This window comes from Mastigocoleus testarum BC008 (assembly GCF_001456025.1).
Taxonomy (GTDB): domain Bacteria; phylum Cyanobacteriota; class Cyanobacteriia; order Cyanobacteriales; family Nostocaceae; genus Mastigocoleus; species Mastigocoleus testarum.
This window is the reverse complement of record NZ_LMTZ01000059.1, coordinates 1-18,007: the sequence shown is the minus strand read 5'-3', so window position 1 is coordinate 18,007 and position 18,007 is coordinate 1. Positions and strand designations below refer to the sequence as shown.

Below are 18,007 nucleotides of genomic sequence, written 5' to 3'. Positions count from 1 at the left end.
CTATTGACCAAAATTTTCTTTTGGTGAGGAGAACTTCAGAAATTTATTTCTTGGTATCTCCAACGACCCGCACTATTATTCCTGCTATTATTCCTAAATGATCTAGATTTTTACTCGAAAATTCTTCTTTTTGGCAATTCATATTTTTGACATTTTTGTTTAATTCAGACTTATTTTCTCATTTCTCCCTGAATTTATTGTCAATGCCTTATGAACTTCAATTTATTAGTATTTTTATAATATTGACTATATTTTTTACCTGGTTGCCACACTTGTAATGATTTTTTCCGCGATTTATTATACCTAAATTTATACTACAAGGTGAAGTGCGGAATGTAGGCTGTATGCTTCGGTCTTCTCCATGGCGTAACCATGAGAACCACTCACTGTTTCAGATTTCTTTAATGATTATACTCTCCCCATAGTAACAAAAGAGGGATAATTTACAAAAAAACAAAAAATAGCTAAAAGTCTGATAAATGATATATTTAAGCTTGATGTCTGACTTATTCTCAAGCAATGAGTAGCAAAAAACAACCGAGACCATGGCAAGAAGAAAGATCATCCACTGGTTAACCCTTTTTTATCACTTTTGGCGGACGATAATCTACAACCTTTGTGTTGCAAGTATTTTGCAATAATGAAGCCTAAATGACATTCATCTCAGCGCTAACGCCAAAACTATTGTTATACATGGGGTTCAGAATAAGTGCCATGTATTTATTTCCCCAGAGCGACAGAAGCGTCTGAGAAAAGCAGTTGCATTCCTTATGAATATAAAGAAATATTTCAGTTTTTTAGAAGTGTCCCACGGGCGGTGCACTACCCCTAATGAATGGGAAAAACACTCTAAATCCAAAAGCTCGAATTTATAAGGTTTTCAGCTCGTGTTTCTTGAAAGAGTTAAAGTGAAGCGATGGTATCTCATCTACAAGCGCTACTAAGTCCAGCAATTTTTAATCAACAAGCCCTGTATCGATGGTTGGGAATGAGAAATCGTATCCTCAATTTACCTTTAATGCTTATGGCAGTGCTGACTCTTTTATGGCGCAATGTTACGGGTATCCAGTAATTAACTCATCTTTTGTGCAAAAAAGGGTTTTTATGGGTAGAAGCAACTAAAGTAACTCAAAAAGCTTTTTCTAAAAGATTTTTAACATTTCTAGCTATTTTATTCGAAAAAGTATTTAAAGAATTACTACTTCACCTACAACAACAGTGGGATAATTTATTTTTTGGCCTTCCCTAAGTTTTGCTCTTTCTCATTTTAAAAAGATGGAGATAAATATAAATGAATGAAGAAAAGCGCCGGAAAGAACTAGCTCATTTTTTGCGAACACGCCGCGCCAGACTAAAACCCAATCAGGTTAATCTACCAAATGGATTTCGTCGTCGTACCTCTGGATTAAGACGTGAAGAAGTTGCTGAACTTGCAGAAATCGGTGTAACTTGGTATACCTGGCTTGAACAGGGTCGTGAGATCAAAGTATCTGCGAAAACGTTAGATAAGATTGCTTCAGCTCTTCAGCTTAATGTTCATGAAAAAAAACATCTATCTCGATTAACAAAGCAACATCTACCTCTTAATTCTTCTCCCCCTCCCGTATCAGTAATAACTCCAGCGATGCAATATATTCTTAACGCACTAGGGATAAATCCTGCCTATATTACAAATCAAAAATGGGATATTTTAGCTTGGAATCGGTCAGCTTGTGCGCTTTTTGGTAATTTTGAGCGAATGTCTTTGAAAAATCGTAATTTAATCTGGTTAGCATTTACTGATATTGCGATGCGTCAACTTTTTGTAGACTGGGAGGATTTTGCTCAATGCTTACTGGCACAATATAGATCTACGTATTATTATTTTATTGAAGAGGAATCTGAGAGTACAAAACTTACTGAGGCTTTACAAAGAGCTAGTCCAGAATTCCAGCAATGGTGGTCTTGCCATAATGTTATAGGTAGCAGCGAATGCCGTCAGGAACTTAATCACCCGATTGTTGGTAGGTTGGTTTTAGAATCCATAGCTTTTCAGATCTGTGATTTACCCTATCTCCAATTAATTGCTTATACACCAACTCAAGAGCTAGAAACTGTTGAAAAACTTCAGAAGCTTTTCAATTTAAATCATAGCTGTTAAACTAGAATTCTCTATGCAATGTTACAAGCAACTGTACTCAAGGGATAGATTATTTAGGGAGAATACCAGCCAACTTCAATGGGACATTGATCAGCAAGGGTGTTGGGTAGTGGTAAACAAGTAATGATGAATTATAGTAGTGCACAAAATACGAAATAACACCAATATGATTTTCTATGGATTTGGAAAAGGACAAAGTTTTTTGTACCAGTTCTAGATACTCGTTGTCTTAAGGTCATTGTTGAATCTCTCAATGTAGCTGGTTTTACTAGTTTCTTTACCTATTGCTCTATATCGTTTGCTTGGTATAACTGCTCCATAAGCGTTCCAAAAGTTAGTATACGCAACCGCACACTGACGATATATGGGAGGCAAGAATTACTATAACTTACGTACTTATGATTCATCATATGCGCCAACAGAAACACCAACTATTTCGCGAGTACAAGAGTCTAGAGTAAGGCAGATCCATTTTTATTATTCACAAATGACCATAACTCATCACATTAGATGGTTAAGCGACCTTTTTTTTGGTTTTACTTGCACTTTTCGTGGAACTGAAGCATATATTTTCATTGATATAAGTTTGCAGACACCGCTCGGAAACCTTTGTTATATGAGTAATACCAGCCAGGGAGATTCGTTCTAACAATAACTTGTCAATTAATTCTTGTGTTTTTGGGTCACTCACTTTTTTCTGTGGATTTTTAATAAATTGTCGATCACAGCTAAAGCTGCGCTTACCGATCACAATAGTGGTATCTAAATCTTTGCTTGCCGTTATGAATATGATCATTTTTGACCCGACTTTTACCAACGTAACGCTGCGCTAACGTCGGAAGGAAGAAGGAAGACGGAAGAGGGAAGATGTCAAGAAGCGCGTTTTCCTTCTTCCTTCCTTGCGACCCCGAAAGGATACAAGCCCCGTCCTTCGAGGACGGAGAAGGTTATGACTAACGTCACGCTACGCTAAGGGAGGAGTACAAGCAACTTCGGCAACATAAAACCTTCTTCCTTCTTCCTTCTTCCCTCTTCCTTCGCTGTGACAAATGGGTGAAGTACAATTTGGACATTCTGGTATTACTTAAATTAAATCGGCTGTATTTTGAGTATAGAAATAGACACTAAATTCAAACTTTAGAAAAGAAATGAAAATGAACGATGGTTGGAATGGTAATCTTAGTAATTTGATTAAGTCAGATATTTTAAAGAGAGCCAATCAGGTTCGAGTAATATTTCATAATCTTAGTATTCAAATTTTTGCCCAACTAAGATCAAAGCTATTAAATTTTGCACAGTTAATTTTCAGCCTATCAAGCACGATAAAAAAAGGCACAACAATTACCATATTAGTTATAGCTATAATTCTAGCTGGAAATACTGTTTCAGCACAGTTGAATGCACCGGAACCACCACCTTCTCTTAAAACAGTACAGGTTCCAGAACCTGATAATCTTGGAGAATTTGTAAAGGATAAGGTAGCCGCAATCGAGCTAGGAAAGGCTTTATTCTGGGACATGCAAGTTGGTAGCGACGGTATAAGTGCATGTGCCAGTTGTCACTTTCACGCGGGCGCAGATAATAGATCTAAGAATCAGCTCAGCCCCGGGTTGTTAATTGTGAATCAGGATCGAAGTCCAAATCCAGATACAGTCGTTAGTCGAGGTGGAATCAACTATCAATTAAAACCAGAGGATTTCCCATTTCACAAACTACAGGATCCAGATGATAAAAATTCAACAGTTTTAGCTGACACTAACGACGTCGTTTCTTCTCAAGGAGTTTTCAATTCTGAGTTTGTAGACGTTGTTCCTGGTAGAGCAGAGGACAAAGTTAATTTCAAACCCGACGAAGATGGGTTCAGAGTTGGAAACACGAATGTACGTCGTGTAGAAGCTCGTCACTCACCAAGCGTAATTAATGCAGTATTTAACTTTCGCAATTTATGGGATGGAAGGGCTCAGGATATCTTTAATGGTGTAAATGAGTTTGGGCTAAGAGATCCTAATGCCAGTACCTACAAAGTAAACGACAAAAAAGAATTAGAAATAACTAAAGTTAGACTTAATAATTCAAGTTTGGCTTCACAAGCAGTAGGACCACCACTGAGTGCCCTAGAACAGTCCGCTGATGGCCGCACATTCCAGGAAATCGGTGATAAGTTTGGACTAGGCGATAGTAATATTAAGAGAAACTATAGTGCTTCCAAAGGTAGAAAACTTCCAAGAAAACTTGCTAAAAAAGTAATGCCTTTAAGGCCACTTGGAAGGCAGATTGTAGATCCTGAAGATAGCGTCCTAGGCGATTACAGTAGGGGAAATAAACCAGGACTCACAATAAAAAGTTATCAGCAGATGATCGAAAGTGCTTTCAATAATGAGTGGTGGGATTCCAAAAAGTACGTGATTCAGGTTGCAGATGATGGTAGCCGAACAGTCACCAACATGCCAGACCGCAATATGACAACTAAAGAATACACGCTAATGGAGTATAATTTCCCACTATTTTTCGGATTAGCGGTACAAATGTATGAAGCTACACTAGTTTCTGATGATACTCCATATGATAGATTTAGAGAAGGGAATGCTAATGCTCTGACAGTTCAACAGAAGCAAGGTTTAGATATTTTTATGAACAAAGGATTGTGTATTCTGTGCCACGATGGAGCAGAATTTACAAATGCTTCGGTTGAAAGTGTACAAAAGCGAGGAAGACTTGTACGCGCACCAATACCTGGTAATCCCGTTGAAGACAATGGTCTATTCAGGCTCGGCACTAGACCTAATTTAGAAGATCTTGGAATAGGTGGAGAAGACCCATTTGGCAATTCCTTTTCAGAAGGGTTATTAGCACAACAGGGAAAATTCAAGGAGATATTTGGTGAAGAACCAAATTTTACGCCCGATTCTAACGAAGTAGTAAATTCAGATGGAGCTTTTAAAACACCTGGAATTCGTAATATAGAGTTAACTGCTCCTTATATGCACAATGGTGGGCTGTTAACATTACGCGAAGTAGTTGATTTTTATAATCGGGGTGGGGATTTTCCTGGAGTTCTCCCACCACTTGATCTGACTGAAGAGGAAAAAGAAGCGTTGGTAGCATTCATGAAGGGTCTAAATGATGAGCGAGTTCGTTTTGAGAAAGCACCTTTCGATCACCCACAGCTTTTTGTTCCGAATGGACATCCAGGAGACGAGACATTTGTTGATGACGATGGCACTGGAAAAGCTACGGATTCCCTATTGGAAATTTCTGCTGTTGGTCGTAACGGTAGAAATACTCCTATAAAGAACTTTTTGGAGTAACATTAGGGTTTATATTACTAAAAACAAATTGGTAGTCAAAAGTAGCAAATAATACTAAATAATTCCGGAGCAAAATTTCTCCGGAATTTAACATTTTTCTATTGGGTCGAGTAATATACGGTCTGCTGAATAACTTTCAAACTCTTATCTTGTAAGCTTCTCAGGCTATTTTTGTGGAAAAAGTGCAAGAGAATAAGCACATAAGCAGCACTGACTTTTCACGGGATGTGAAAAAGCTAGATTGGTTCGCGATTTAGGATCGCGAACCAAGTTACTTCTTATATTTGGAAGTTTCTTCGAGTAAATCTTTTAATCCCTGCTTAATTGTTTCGAGCGAGCGATCTAAAGCTTCAATTTTAGCCCGACGATTTATTTGCTCTAAGGCTTCTAAGTAAAGTTTGCTACCAATTTTCCTGAGTGCTTGTACTTAGAAAGCTTACCATCAGTCTTTGTTGTAAACATCGTTTCAGTAGCCTGTAATTTATAGTACGAGTAGTGACCCTTTCTTCCTTTAGCAAGATAACGAGCAATCCAACATCCGGGCGGAGCAACACAGCCGGAGTCAAATATATCTTGTCTTTCTTGTTCGAGGCGTTTTTTAACAGATGCAATCGAATCTATACGTTGATGTAAATCCTCTTGACGCTTCTGTGCTTTATGTTTAAGCTTACTTGCCATAAAATAATGAATAACATGATTCGCAATTGGAACTCGCGAACCATTATATCCTACAAGTATTCTAAAATAAGTAAAGGACTGTTGAAATTAATGCATGATTTAATAGTGTAATTTACTACGGAGTACCCAACCTTGGCATAAGGTTTCTAACTCCAGCCAGCCCCGCCACAAGACTTGTATCCCGATTGCACTGTTTTTTCTATGTTCTAAGTATCCACCCAACCTTGCAATTGCCCGTATTGCCCAATCAATGGTAAATTCCATCTCCTTTTTAAGTTTGGGTGGGCTACTAGCTATCAGCACATCCATTTGTGTTTTTGTTAACACTTCTGTTGCTGAATTTTGAGGAGAAGTACGGTGTAAATAAGTCATCCGTAATAGTTGAGCAGCAATTACTGTTAGAAAACCTAGCATCGCTGACATACTCTCACCACTAAAACGGTAACTTTCTGCTTTACATCCTGATTTGAGAATCTTGTGATACTCTTCAACTCGCCAGCGATAGGTATACCAACGGAGAATAGTTTCAGCGTCTTGTTGTGTTTTAACTGACTCTGTAGTCAGTAGCATCCACTCTACAGGCTCACAATCATGTGGTACATTAATTTCTCTTGCGTAAACTGCGTAAATGTCGAAATTACCTCCATTTTTGAATCTGGATGGAGGTTTGATTGATACTGGACAAAATCTAATTTCTAAAGTTGCAGTTCTCGCCTTACGTTTTTTGGTCTGTGGCAGTTCTACCTCTTTTATACACTGTACTTTTTGAGATATTACGTATTCCCATAAGTGAGAATTTTCTCCTGATAAACAGCGGTTATGAGCGGCTCTAACCACTACACCTGTATTTTTATTGTCACTTATGCTTGCAAAGACTTCCGCAATATCACCTTCTCTGTCAAAAACATGAATAGCCCTCTTTGTGCATCCTTGACACTGGGGCTTCTAAGCTGTTAAACAGTTTAGAAATTTTTTCAAACGCTTCAACCCATTGGTAAGATTCTTTTTCTTCAAATGCTTTTTCTCTTTGGGCTTTACGCTTTTGTTTTAACCGCTGTTTTTTCTGTTCTGGTTCTTCATCAGCCGGTGCTTTATGCTTGTGTTCTCGATGCCACAGTTTCTCCCACAATAGCCCTAACGGCTGACCAAAGTCTGGGTCTAAAGCTAAACAACTGTGTAAAATTAAACCATTCCCACCATTGCCAGTTGGACCGTAATCCTCTCGCTTTTTCAATATTTTTTTGTAATCAAGAAAGCTTGTATCCCCTACCGCTAGAACAATGAGTATGCCTGAAATTTCTTGTGCTGTCTGTTTAAAATAAGGTTGAGTCAACTTATCAAATGTCACTGTCTTGATTAGAGAAAAATTCGTAACTGCGTTTTAGATCACTGGCACTGTTAAAAATCTTGGATAAAGGCTGACCATATTTTACAAATAAATGCTCTGCAATTGATTCTGCACGCTTTGTTAGACGTTTATCTCCGAAATTACAGGAACTATAGGGATTTTTCTCTAAAATTTTCATCCAAACCCAAAAATATCACATTCTTAAATGACTTTAACGTCAAATCTGCCAAAAGCCTGAGATTGGTTCGCGTCGATGAGTCGCGAACCAGCTTATCTTTTCCACATCCCGTGAAAAGTCAGACTGTTCTAGCACTGATAGAATGACCTTTTTCTCTTAACTGTTGGGCTAATTTATTTGTATTTTTACATGTCCAGCACAAAGATGATTCTGGATCTCCACGAGTTATTGGTTCTATCAATCCTTCCAGATCCCGAATTAAAGTTGGATCCTTATCTTGTAAAGGTTTTCTTCCTCCACCAATAGCTCGAATTCTTTTTTGAAACCGAACATGAGGAAGTAAATTTTCTGACTCAGTATTCAGTTCTTTGATTCCCACTCTTATTGTTTTTGGTGATAAACCTGTTGCCAATGATACTTGCGTTATGCCGCCTCTTCCTAGGGTAACTGCTTCTGTTACTGCCCATAGTCTAGTTAACCTCTCATTTAAATGAGGAGCTAGGGATTTAAACTTGGTTTTGAGATTATCAGTTGATGACATATTACTGACCGCACACTCACCTCACCTTGTCAATTTATCAGGTAAGTTATTTTTGCGCGACTCCTTACCCCGATTTATTGAGCGGATACCTTTTAATTTACCAGCTAAGTGGATTAATCAACTCAAATTACTACCTCAGCAAAGAACTTTTACAGAAACTGAGTTTAATACTTTAGTTGATAAGTATTTGAGTAAACTAGGTTCTCAACATCGTTCCCGCATATATGAATCAGCAGCAATTGCTTTTTATCATCAGCAATCAAATATTCCCGTAATAAAAACTCTACTGTGTGATGATGCTCCGCAGTTCAAGTTAATAGCCTCAAATTTAGCTCTTTTCAATAATCTCATCTTCGATACGACAACTTTCCTTAATAATCAGACTATAAAGCTCAGCAACAAACTCCTTTTGCAGTCCGTACTGAAGGCCTAGTTCCATACAGCGTTGCTTCACTTCTTCTACCCGTCCTGGTTGCATCATTGGAATTCCTTGTTCTTTCTTAAAGTGTGCGATACGTCTACAAACTTTGAAACGAGCACCTAAAATTTCAATGATTTGAATATCCAAAATATTAATTCTTTGTCTACAGTTATCAAGTTGATTCATGATTTAAGAGAAATATTTTTTTACTAGGTATTGAGCTAAGGTATAGGACTCCGATTTGAATTTTGAAAATATACTGAGACTCAAAAGCCTATTTGACAATATTGGTGAGAACTTAACGGGACTTAAGATATTTTTTTGCTCAAAAAACAGCCTCAAAGCTTTACAAATCAATAGTTTTACGTCGAATTAGTTGTTTTCTTGATATATGTTTAAACGATTTTTAGGGCTTTGAAGTTAATCCCTTGTCATGACTGGCTTTGAGGCTTTTTCCTGCTTGTTTTTTGTCTAAGTTCCGTTAAGCAAAAGAGCAAGATGTCAAGGGGCTTTGGAAGAAAAAGTTCTCTTGCCCTCCTTTGTTGGTCAGGAAAACAAGCCACTCAACTAAAACTAGCACATTCTTGGCTTTTCTTGAAATCTTTGCTGTGTAAGAGTTTGAAAATGTGCAAGTTAAAAGCTAACTCATTATATTAGTTTTTATACTAGGATATTGAATAACTTGTACTGGGATAAACTTTCTGTAAAACTGACTATCATACAAAATGCTTAATTTGGAAAATTAATGGCTCATATCTTACATATTGATTCTAGTCCTAGGAGAGAGAATTCTTATTCTCGTACTTTTTCCAATAAGTTCATTAATTTTTGGAAAGATGGACATCCCGAAGATACTGTAATTTATCGGGATATAGGTCATGAAGTACTGCCTTATATGAACGAAAAACTTTTTAAGGCAATGTTTGTTGCACCCGAAGAACGTTCTCCTGAACTGGTTGAGGCTATTAAGATTTCTGATATATTTGTTGATGAATTCATTGCTGCAAATCGCTACGTTTTTGCTATCCCTATGTTTAATTTTAACGTTCCTGCTATATTTAAGGCTTACATTGATTTGATTGTACGAGTTAATCGTACATTTGCTGTAGTTCCTGAAGGTTATAAAGGCTTGCTTGAGAATAAGAAGATGCTAATCATAACATCTCGTGGTGACACATACCATTCTGGAAGTCCAATGGCAGCTTACGACTTTCAAGAACCCTATTTACGAACTATTTTTGGATTTATTGGGATTACAGATATAACCTTTATTCATATCGATAGCCTTATGGGAGACAAGAATGCACGTACTAAATCACTAGAAGCGGCAAACCTTAAGATTAATTATACAGTTACTAATTGGTAACTAAAATTATCATAAAGATTTTAATCTGAGTATAGTATCATACCTAATTTGAATTAGGATAAACAGAAGGAGTAAGAAAATGAAAGTTACTCCTCTTCTGTTACTTTCCATAAACAAAAATAAATGGCAATGTTTAAAAGTTTTACTATAACTGGGTTTGTGACTTTTTATAATATTATAAATGTCATTCTCGCTTTAAATTAAAATTATTAGATATCTCCAAAATAGTAATTGTTCGTATTAAAAGAATACAATAGAAAATTTATGACATTAATGTAAATGAGTAATATACTCACTTGCATTTAGGAGAACATTTAATTACTGCTCCTATTAAGAAACCAAAAAATAAAAAATTAAAGAATTAACAATTGAGTAAAAAGAATTGAATCAGCAATTTTCATCAAAATAGGTATATATTGAGCATCGAATTCGTTCACTTAAGATTTTTAGAGTTATACAAGAACGATTTAAATTAAATTGTAAAAAATATTCAAAAGTAATATTAACAGTTTCTGGATTAATAAAATTCCGAATGGTTACGTTAATATTACCATAATAAATATGTCTGAAACCATCAGGAGAAAATAAGTCTAAACAACTATATTTTTTACATTGTTATTGATAGTAAGTATATGAAACCCTGATTTTATAGTATGAGTTAGCTTGTCTACAATCACTGCCTTGACGGTTTAAAAGCTAGTTATAGAAATGCTGTACTAATTTTCGGAGATTCTAATAAATACACCATAGATGGAAATTAAGATACATGGGTAAAAAATGCCTCATCTACGGAATTGAAATTCCCAGCACGGATTGGGAAAATACTCCAGCTAGTGTCAAAAAACTGCTGGAGAAATTGGGACACCACATAAAGCAATCAGATAAAGAGTTAGCTGACTTAAAAGCACAGCAGCAGGAACTTTTAGAAAAAATGGCGTTGCATAATATAGGGATGAATTGAGCTCATTTACCTGGTTGACTGACAGAACTACGATGTGTAAGAAGAAGTCATAATCCTAAACTCACGTTCAAGGAATTTTTTGCCTTGTTTTTGAGAGGCGATAGCTGGTTGTGGATCAGCATCTCCACAAAGATTTATGGTGGAAAATAATCTCCACCCGTGATATAAAATATCCTTCACCCATTCTCAACCTAGACGTAAATAACTTTTTCTTCTAAAAGTGTGACAGTCAACTAAACGTCGTTTACCATGTTTAACAACTTCTTGTCCTTGAACAGTCAAAAATAAAGTTGTAACAGAATTAAGGACTTTTCGAGTTGAAAGCCATTTGATTTTTCATCCAAAAATTCTTCTTCAATGTCAAAACGCTCACTATATTCACGAAAAGTCTGAAAGGAGGTAGGTTGGTCATTAACTATATACCAAAGTTTAGCGCTAATTGGATATCGTGCTAAAGCTAAATTTACTTCACCAAAGGGATTCATCTTAGGATATGATTTTGATTTGATTCTTTACCACGCCCTTCGGGCTGAAATCAGAAGTCAGAATTCTGAATTCTGAATTGCGGAATAAACAGACCGGAATCAGTTTAAAGCCTCCGGCTTATAGCCGAAAGAAGTAAATAACCTGAGTTCGGGATAAGAAAAGGGACAGATAGTAAGCTGAAAATAATATCAAATCAGCAACCTGCCCTATGTTTAGTTTAGATGCTTTATTCTGCCATGTAGACGATTTTTGTAAAGCTTTTGAAGTGCAGTGGCAAAAACCTCGTCGTAATATGAAAAATAAACTGATGCGTCTTCATGACAAACTTTTATCACGTAAACGCTCAATTATCGAGACTATTAACGACCAACTTAAGAATATCTCTCAAATTGAGCATTCAAGACATTGAAGCCCTACAAATTTTTGCGTAAATGTTCTTTGCGGACTGATTGCTTATTGTCATCAATCCAAAAAGCCAAACCTTCACCTTGACTGGCTTTTACCGCAATCTGCTTAAACCGAACTCAGGTTAAATATATTTCAACGTTGTTGAATCCTCTCACTTTAGGAAGAGGTAAAGCTTCTGCTCCTTGAAAGCGCGGTCTGTTCTGACTTCACATTTCTGACTTCGGTGAAGTATTATCTGTAGCCAGATGTTAGGAAATTCGTATTAATTTAATTCACATTAGGCGTGAATCTATATGTCTCACATTGGTATTCCAAGCCCGAAAATACTGGCTTTGTCTCTTTTTTGTACTGGAAAACCTTATATAGAGATATCTAAATTTGTATGTTCGCAAAAATCTTTAAACGATTATTTACAGTTGTGTGGCTTCAAATTACTTTTTATTGAAGATGGAAAAGGATGGCAATTTTTCGGTCATCGTAAAATTTATGTTAAACAAGGTGATCTTTTTCTTATTCCACCAGGAGAAATTTACAGGATGGATGGTTTAGAAAATACGAAAAGTTGGATTGTTGTTTTTGAAGCTGATCCCCTGAATCTAAATAGTATTGATGAAGATTTGCTATTACTTTCATTTTTACAACCAAAGTCTAATTATATATTGCATATACATGTTGTACCAAAAAAATCTTCCCGATTAATTATACGATTACACGAGTTAAAAGACGAGTTATGTTCTAAACGTCAAGGATTTGAAAGATCAGTAGACGCTCTCCTTTCACTATTGCTTATTGATGCACTCAGAATTTCAGATTCTCGATTAAAAAAGATTTCATTTCAATCAAAACAGTTATTAAAAAAAGTTTTCCAATTTATAGAAGCAAACTATTCTAACCATGTGGGGTTATTGGACGTGGCTAAGGAAGTTAATCTCTCTCCTGGTTATCTTACTGAACTTGTACGTCTTAATACAGGGAAGGCTGTGTTCAGTTGGATTATCGAGCGTCGGATGGCAGAAGCACGCCACTTGTTGTTTATAACCAATCGACCAGTATATCAAATAGCTGAAGGACTAGGTTATCTTTATGTGAGCCACTTTATACGACAGTTTCGTCAATATCATGGAATTACCCCGCAAGCATGGAGACACAGACATGTAAATTAGCTCTGGATTGGATCTTACCTCAATCTGCTTATCCCGAGTTCAGGTTAGCTAAGCGTTTAGCTCAATTTATTATTGTCACCATTTTGAATAAATTTTTCGATTTATAACTATATCTAAGCAAAAAATGATTTACACTGTTACTAGGTCTTGTTACATAAATGAGTGGAAATTAAATTTCCTCTCTCAATTTGAAAAACTTAGATGTCGCTTTTATAACTACCAAGTTTACCATTTTGAGCTATGGAGTTAAGAGCAGCGCACTGTATAAATTTTCAATAGCTTAGACATCAAAGTTGCGTCGTCTCAAAGAACCACCGAAAATGATTTTCATACGAAGCATGCTGATCTCAAATAATGAGCGACGGTGATAATCACTTTCTTGTTTGCATTTTTTCCATCCCATTTTATCCATGTCTTGCAGATTTTCATAGGAGTGAATGTGGGGTTGATTTACAGTTTCCATGCCGCTAACTTACAGTGCCTTTACGAGAAAGGATGATAGGCTTTGCACCTCATTTACTTACTACATCATAGTACTTACTTCTGTCATAGGTTCTATTACCTAAAACTTGCTCAACCTCACCTTCAACTCCATTTACTAATTGCTGTAAAACTTCATCGTCACTCATATCTTTTTAGAATGTTCAAAGACTGTATTTTTTACTCTATATAATTTTTAGGCTTTATGACAAGATATAATAATTTGTATATCTAAAAGAGTCACATCCAACTCAAAAATAGATATATTGAAATGGCTACTTTTAGTAGTAAAGCGTCCAAAAAGTAAGTTTTCAAAAACAAATAAGCGTATCAATTGTGAAAATTGAAAAAGTTTTGATTCTTGGTTTAAACGGCGGATTTGGTAAACTATTTTCCAATCTACTATCCAAAGAAAAAATTATTGTTTTTGGTGTAGACTTAGCATCGCAACCGGACGAACTGGTCAAATGCAATCGATATTTTTGTTGTGATCTTAGTCAACCTGACGAAAACATACTAGCAGTTGCTCGCCAGATTAATTGCCTACTTATCTGCCTTCCTGAAACTGTTGCATTTAGAGCTTTAGAGCACTTTATTCCAATAATGTCTTCTGGTGCGCTCATAGTGGATATTATGTCAGTTAAAACAGGCATAGCAGATAAATTAACAAATGTTATGGGAGACCTGGAGTTCCTTAGTATAAATCCAATGTTTGCTCCTGATCTTGAATTTCAAGATCAAAATATTGCTGCCATACAGCTGTCACCTGGTCCTCTTGCAGACGTTTTTACCAACCTTATGGAAAAGTGGGGAGGTAATGTAACCTCGATGACTGCGAGTGAACATGATAAAAATACCGCCATCACTCAAGCTATGACCCACGCAGTCATTATATCGTTTGGTATCTGTCTAACCGAGTTAGGTTACGACATAAATAAGGTGTTTCCTATCTTGACACCACCGCACAAAACCCTGATCTCACTGCTTGCACGCATTGTGAGCAATAATCCCGAAGTATATTGGAGAATTCAAGCTGACAACCCCTATGTCGCACAGACACATAAAGCCTTGATTAATAGCTTAAAAATTTTTGAACAGATTACTGCTACGAAAAATCAACAAGATTTTTACGATACATTTGCTAAATCTAAAGAAACTCTTTTTCCTTTTATGAACGAACTAGTTACACATGCTTCATATATATTACATTAGACATGTCCGAAATTTTAACTTGGTGTTCGAAAAAAGTACGACAAAACTTTAATAGTCTAGCAAAATGAAACATTTACTCAATTGTATTCAAGAATAAGCACTCCATATAAAAAAATATTCAAGATAAACAGCCTCAATATCAATTAGCAAAACGATTTCGAATAGCCTTAATTTTTTTTGAGAAATTACTGCAACCATATCGAGAAACTGGAAATATTCCTCCCAAGATACGTAAACAAAAAACTTCAAAAAAGTTGAATCAGGAACAATTAAATATTTTATCTTCAATCGTATCTAATTAATAATGATGCAACCTTGGATAAACTTTGTATTATTATTAGAACGACAAACCGGAGTGTTAATTGATTCCTCAACTTTAGATAGGATGCTTAAAAGGCTTAACCTAACCCTCAAGAAAAACTAAGTCTAAATGAAAAAGAAACTGAACGAGTTCAATTACTAAGATTAGAATTAACTCTCATTTAAATAGGTGATAATAATGAATATAGAGGAAGTCGTGACATCAAAGTTATTTCAAACTTCTGAAATGTCACCACCAGAAGCTTTAATTCAGATGATTGCTGGTAAATGGGTTTCTCAGAGCATTTATGTAGCTTCATCTTTGGGAATTGCTGATTTACTCAAAGATGGTGCAAAGCATATTGATGAAATTGCACAAGCAACTGGCACTTATTCACCTAAACTATATCGGTTGCTCCGTGCTCTTGCCAGTATTGATGTATTTATTGAGATTGAAGAGTATAAATTTGCACTAACTCCGATCGCAGAATATCTTCGAAGTGATATTCCCAATTCTTTACGCGCCTTTTCAAGGATAGAAGGTGATGAATGGAGTTGGCGTTCTTGGGGAGAAATTCTTCATGCGATCAAAACCAATCAGTCACTCTTTCATCGTTTGTACCAAGTTGAGAATGCCTATGAATACTTTACAAAAAATTCCAAATCTGCAGATCTCTTCAATAATGCTATGACTAGTTTGACCAGGAATACAATTATTCCTGTTATTCTTGATTCTTATGATTTCTCTTGTGTGGAAAAAGTCGTAGACGTGGGTGGTGGTCATGGTGCACTCATTGCATCTATTTTAACATCATACCCACAAATTTCCGGTGTGCTTTACGACTTACCACATGTAACTGCAGAAGCTTCTCGTTTACTACATGAAGAGGGAGTTGCTAAACGTTGTGAAATAGTTAGTGGAGACTTTTATGTATCTATTCCTTCTGGCGGTGATGCTTATATCTTGTCGCAGATCCTTCACAATTTCGATGATGACCATTGTATTAAGATTCTTAAAAATGTTCGTCATGCTATGGCAGAGAAAGGTAAATTATTAGTAATACAAGCAGTCATATCTCCAGGCAATGAACCTTGTTTCAATAAATTCTTGGATTTAGCATTAATGATATCTATAGACTCTGGTGGTCAAGAACGTAGTGAATCTAGGTATTGTCAACTTTTCGAAGCTGCCGGTTTTTTATTAAATCAAATTGTACCATCTAGCGCTCCTGTAAGAGTGATAGAAGGAGTTTGTATCTAAATACTAGGGAATATGGATTAAATAAGATCCATTTACTGTTTCTTCCAATACAGCATCAATTAGTTTATTTCTGTTTGATTTATCTAGCTGTTTACTGCTTACAATTAATCCTTTGTAATTGCTAGACTTGTTACCTACAAAACCAATTCCTGTTGCTTTTACCTAAATGTATCTTGGTACTGGCTCACGATAACGAGATAAAAATTGTCTTACACTGTCGGCGGTCGATACACCTGAAAATATTCCGAACATTGCATCGAAATGTTTGATGTCAATTGATACTCCTGTTTCTAAAGTAGGAGTTGATAAGACCACATCGTAATTTTTCAATACTTCATTTGTTGATTGATATTATTACCATAGCCATTTGTGGGAGGTGTTGCAAAGGTGTTGGTATTGACTTAAATTAAGATTCCAAACTCATATCTATTAATAAATAATCCAATAGACCCGTCCAAAATATTAAGACAAGTATAAAAAAATGGTAGAAAGAAAAATTAGTACTCTACCATTTTGATCAAAAATGTCGATTGTGTTCAATTATATTCAAAAATATCCTCAAAGGACAAAACAACTTTTAGGAATTAGTCATGAACAATATCAAGGGCTACTTAAAGCAGCATTAAATGAGCATATTAAAATCCAAACAGAAAAAGAGAAGCATAAAATAAGAATTAATTCACGTGGCTATCCTTTGCTCGCATCTTTCTTCACAAAAGAATGAAGCGCTGTAATGTATGTTTGACAAGGGTTTAAGGGTATAATTTAATTTGCTTGTATGGTGTAAAGAGGCGAAAAATCAATATAAGTTAACGATATTAGTAAAGAAAAGTTATTGCATATATAGTTTTAAGAAGTAAAGTAAAATAGAGAGTTACATGTAATTTTAAGTGGTAGTTAGAGCTCGTAAGGTTTACCTGATAAGGGATTGAGAGTTTTTGGTTAGAGAATCTGTTAACAGAACTTAAGGTTAAGTGAGTGAAGAGTTCGTGGTATGATATTGAGTGCCTGGAGAAAAAGAACTGTTTCAGGTAAAAAAGATGAGAGTAAAAAATAGGGAATGAAACATTTCGTGGTCATTCTCATAAGCGTATAGTATTTATACTTTTACGCGTATGTTTTTGTGNAAAAAGCCCAAAAATGAGTAATAGAGAGATAAAAATAATAATTGACTTATAGTCGCCTACAAAAAGCTTTTAATCTAGAAAACGCTTGAATTTGGCATTTTAGCTGTAAAGCTTGATATTGGTGGGATTGTAAGATTTAAATCAAGTAATTTGTAGCGTAAGTTTAAGAAAAAATTAAAAGTATAAATAATTGAATTTAAGTGTCGATTAACTCGCTCTTCGGAGTCTTGGCAACTTTTGGTGATCCCAGTAGAAACGCGTTTTAAGGCAGAAGGCAGAGGGCAGAAGGCAGAAGGAGGAGGAAGAAAGAAGTAAGAAGTGAAAATCGTAGATTTTTGCTTATTTATCCTTATTTATCTTTATTTTTGACTTTATTTAAGGTAGCAACTAAAATACTTTGCATTTCTTCAACTTCATCCATGATAGGAGTGAAAAGGTCTTTTTTGATTAAATCGACTTCCTTAGCAATGATTAATTGTGTATCGAGTTCTCTAAGGGAGCCTAAGGCAATATGGAGAAATTGTATATATTCCTGCTTATGTCTTCTCCCGTATCCCTCTAAGTTATTTGTAATAAAAGTTAGTGTAAACAACAACAACAAAATATGTAACAATGCTTCCACGCTGTTT

At 35.7% G+C, this 18,007-nt stretch carries 17 protein-coding genes and 3 pseudogenes; 10 read left to right on the top strand and 10 right to left on the bottom strand.

Annotated elements, in window-relative coordinates; translation table 11 throughout:
• Positions 1 to 916: 916 nt before the first annotated feature.
• Positions 917 to 1,222, top strand: a pseudogene (locus BC008_RS52680) (IS4 family transposase); the annotation flags it as partial.
• A gap of 69 nt (positions 1,223 to 1,291) precedes the next feature.
• A complete protein-coding gene (locus BC008_RS10435) occupies positions 1,292 to 2,140 on the top strand; it encodes a helix-turn-helix transcriptional regulator (protein ID WP_027846782.1) in 849 nt (282 codons plus the stop codon).
• Between the two features lie 118 nt (positions 2,141 to 2,258).
• Here the strand turns inward: BC008_RS10435 and BC008_RS50445 are convergent.
• Positions 2,259 to 2,936: pseudogene (locus BC008_RS50445) on the bottom strand (IS1 family transposase); the annotation flags it as partial.
• A gap of 352 nt (positions 2,937 to 3,288) precedes the next feature.
• Here BC008_RS50445 and BC008_RS10425 point away from each other — a divergent pair.
• Positions 3,289 to 5,448 (top strand): cytochrome-c peroxidase, encoded by a 2,160-nt coding sequence (locus BC008_RS10425; RefSeq protein WP_235595840.1) that lies wholly within the window; start codon positions 3,289 to 3,291, stop codon positions 5,446 to 5,448.
• A 387-nt stretch (positions 5,449 to 5,835) separates the two neighbouring features.
• Here the strand turns inward: BC008_RS10425 and BC008_RS10420 are convergent, their stop codons facing one another.
• The 6 genes from BC008_RS10420 to BC008_RS10405 form a co-directional block, all read right to left on the bottom strand.
• A complete protein-coding gene (locus BC008_RS10420) occupies positions 5,836 to 6,126 on the bottom strand; it encodes a hypothetical protein (RefSeq protein WP_058183462.1) in 291 nt (96 codons plus the stop codon).
• Positions 6,127 to 6,225: 99 nt separating this feature from the next.
• Positions 6,226 to 7,011, bottom strand: a complete 786-nt coding sequence (locus BC008_RS52925; protein WP_321170074.1) for an IS4 family transposase — start codon at positions 7,009 to 7,011, stop codon at positions 6,226 to 6,228.
• 13 nt (positions 7,012 to 7,024) lie between these two features.
• Positions 7,025 to 7,459, bottom strand: a complete 435-nt coding sequence (locus tag BC008_RS52920) for a hypothetical protein (RefSeq protein ID WP_201026102.1) — start codon at positions 7,457 to 7,459, stop codon at positions 7,025 to 7,027.
• Positions 7,460 to 7,463: 4 nt separating this feature from the next.
• A complete protein-coding gene (locus tag BC008_RS52670) occupies positions 7,464 to 7,652 on the bottom strand; it encodes an IS4/Tn5 family transposase DNA-binding protein (protein WP_082650524.1) in 189 nt (62 codons plus the stop codon).
• Between the two features lie 118 nt (positions 7,653 to 7,770).
• On the bottom strand, positions 7,771 to 8,193 hold the full coding sequence (locus BC008_RS10410) for an ISAzo13-like element transposase-related protein (protein ID WP_058183463.1): 423 nt from the start codon (positions 8,191 to 8,193) through the stop codon (positions 7,771 to 7,773).
• A gap of 328 nt (positions 8,194 to 8,521) precedes the next feature.
• Positions 8,522 to 8,800 carry a chorismate mutase gene (locus BC008_RS10405; protein ID WP_027845378.1) on the bottom strand — a complete coding sequence of 93 codons (279 nt, stop codon included), beginning with the start codon at positions 8,798 to 8,800 and terminating at the stop codon, positions 8,522 to 8,524.
• A 559-nt stretch (positions 8,801 to 9,359) separates the two neighbouring features.
• On the opposite strand from BC008_RS10405, the gene BC008_RS10400 reads away from it, so the two are divergent.
• The gene (locus BC008_RS10400; protein ID WP_027845379.1) at positions 9,360 to 9,980 is read left to right on the top strand and encodes an FMN-dependent NADH-azoreductase; all 621 of its coding nucleotides are present in this window, start codon (positions 9,360 to 9,362) and stop codon (positions 9,978 to 9,980) included.
• 766 nt (positions 9,981 to 10,746) lie between these two features.
• Positions 10,747 to 10,941, top strand: coding sequence for a hypothetical protein (locus BC008_RS10395; RefSeq protein WP_027845380.1), 195 nt, complete (start codon positions 10,747 to 10,749; stop codon positions 10,939 to 10,941).
• A gap of 278 nt (positions 10,942 to 11,219) precedes the next feature.
• On the opposite strand, the gene BC008_RS10390 is transcribed toward BC008_RS10395, so the two are convergent.
• Positions 11,220 to 11,426, bottom strand: a complete 207-nt coding sequence (locus tag BC008_RS10390) for a hypothetical protein (RefSeq protein WP_027845381.1) — start codon at positions 11,424 to 11,426, stop codon at positions 11,220 to 11,222.
• Between the two features lie 284 nt (positions 11,427 to 11,710).
• On the opposite strand from BC008_RS10390, the pseudogene BC008_RS46280 reads away from it, so the two are divergent.
• Together BC008_RS46280 and BC008_RS10380 are read left to right on the top strand one after the other, a co-directional pair.
• Positions 11,711 to 11,944 (top strand): annotated as a pseudogene (locus BC008_RS46280) (transposase); the annotation flags it as partial.
• 184 nt (positions 11,945 to 12,128) lie between these two features.
• A complete protein-coding gene (locus BC008_RS10380) occupies positions 12,129 to 12,998 on the top strand; it encodes an AraC family transcriptional regulator (RefSeq protein WP_058183465.1) in 870 nt (289 codons plus the stop codon).
• A 280-nt stretch (positions 12,999 to 13,278) separates the two neighbouring features.
• Here the strand turns inward: BC008_RS10380 and BC008_RS49400 are convergent, their stop codons facing one another.
• Positions 13,279 to 13,461 (bottom strand): hypothetical protein, encoded by a 183-nt coding sequence (locus BC008_RS49400; RefSeq protein WP_058183466.1) that lies wholly within the window; start codon positions 13,459 to 13,461, stop codon positions 13,279 to 13,281.
• Between the two features lie 353 nt (positions 13,462 to 13,814).
• Here BC008_RS49400 and BC008_RS10370 point away from each other — a divergent pair, with 353 nt between their 5' ends.
• The 3 genes from BC008_RS10370 (at position 13,815) to BC008_RS10355 (ending at position 16,975) form a co-directional block, all read left to right on the top strand.
• Complete coding sequence (locus tag BC008_RS10370) at positions 13,815 to 14,690, top strand: prephenate dehydrogenase/arogenate dehydrogenase family protein (protein ID WP_027845382.1); 876 nt, start codon at positions 13,815 to 13,817, stop codon at positions 14,688 to 14,690.
• A gap of 499 nt (positions 14,691 to 15,189) precedes the next feature.
• Positions 15,190 to 16,251 (top strand): methyltransferase, encoded by a 1,062-nt coding sequence (locus BC008_RS10360; protein WP_058183468.1) that lies wholly within the window; start codon positions 15,190 to 15,192, stop codon positions 16,249 to 16,251.
• Between the two features lie 523 nt (positions 16,252 to 16,774).
• Complete coding sequence (locus BC008_RS10355; RefSeq protein WP_058183469.1) at positions 16,775 to 16,975, top strand: hypothetical protein; 201 nt, start codon at positions 16,775 to 16,777, stop codon at positions 16,973 to 16,975.
• A gap of 752 nt (positions 16,976 to 17,727) precedes the next feature.
• Here the strand turns inward: BC008_RS10355 and BC008_RS10350 are convergent.
• A partial coding sequence (locus BC008_RS10350) for a four helix bundle protein (protein WP_235595847.1) occupies positions 17,728 to 18,007 on the bottom strand: 280 nt, incomplete at its 5' end.

What these genes read in the sequence shown, in the direction of transcription:
- BC008_RS10360 (WP_058183468.1), top strand. Translation starts at nt 15,190, where the DNA reads ATGAATATAGAGGAAGTCGTGACATCAAAGTTATTTCAAACTTCTGAA.
- BC008_RS10390 (WP_027845381.1), bottom strand. Translation starts at nt 11,426, where the DNA reads ATGAATCCCTTTGGTGAAGTAAATTTAGCTTTAGCACGATATCCAATT.
- BC008_RS10405 (WP_027845378.1), bottom strand. Translation starts at nt 8,800, where the DNA reads ATGAATCAACTTGATAACTGTAGACAAAGAATTAATATTTTGGATATT.
- BC008_RS10420 (WP_058183462.1), bottom strand. Translation starts at nt 6,126, where the DNA reads ATGGCAAGTAAGCTTAAACATAAAGCACAGAAGCGTCAAGAGGATTTA.
- BC008_RS10380 (WP_058183465.1), top strand. Translation starts at nt 12,129, where the DNA reads ATGTCTCACATTGGTATTCCAAGCCCGAAAATACTGGCTTTGTCTCTT.
- BC008_RS10425 (WP_235595840.1), top strand. Translation starts at nt 3,289, where the DNA reads ATGAAAATGAACGATGGTTGGAATGGTAATCTTAGTAATTTGATTAAG.
- BC008_RS10395 (WP_027845380.1), top strand. Translation starts at nt 10,747, where the DNA reads ATGGGTAAAAAATGCCTCATCTACGGAATTGAAATTCCCAGCACGGAT.
- BC008_RS10400 (WP_027845379.1), top strand. Translation starts at nt 9,360, where the DNA reads ATGGCTCATATCTTACATATTGATTCTAGTCCTAGGAGAGAGAATTCT.
- BC008_RS52670 (WP_082650524.1), bottom strand. Translation starts at nt 7,652, where the DNA reads ATGAAAATTTTAGAGAAAAATCCCTATAGTTCCTGTAATTTCGGAGAT.
- BC008_RS10435 (WP_027846782.1), top strand. Translation starts at nt 1,292, where the DNA reads ATGAATGAAGAAAAGCGCCGGAAAGAACTAGCTCATTTTTTGCGAACA.
- BC008_RS49400 (WP_058183466.1), bottom strand. Translation starts at nt 13,461, where the DNA reads ATGGAAACTGTAAATCAACCCCACATTCACTCCTATGAAAATCTGCAA.
- BC008_RS10355 (WP_058183469.1), top strand. Translation starts at nt 16,775, where the DNA reads ATGTCGATTGTGTTCAATTATATTCAAAAATATCCTCAAAGGACAAAA.
- BC008_RS10410 (WP_058183463.1), bottom strand. Translation starts at nt 8,193, where the DNA reads ATGTCATCAACTGATAATCTCAAAACCAAGTTTAAATCCCTAGCTCCT.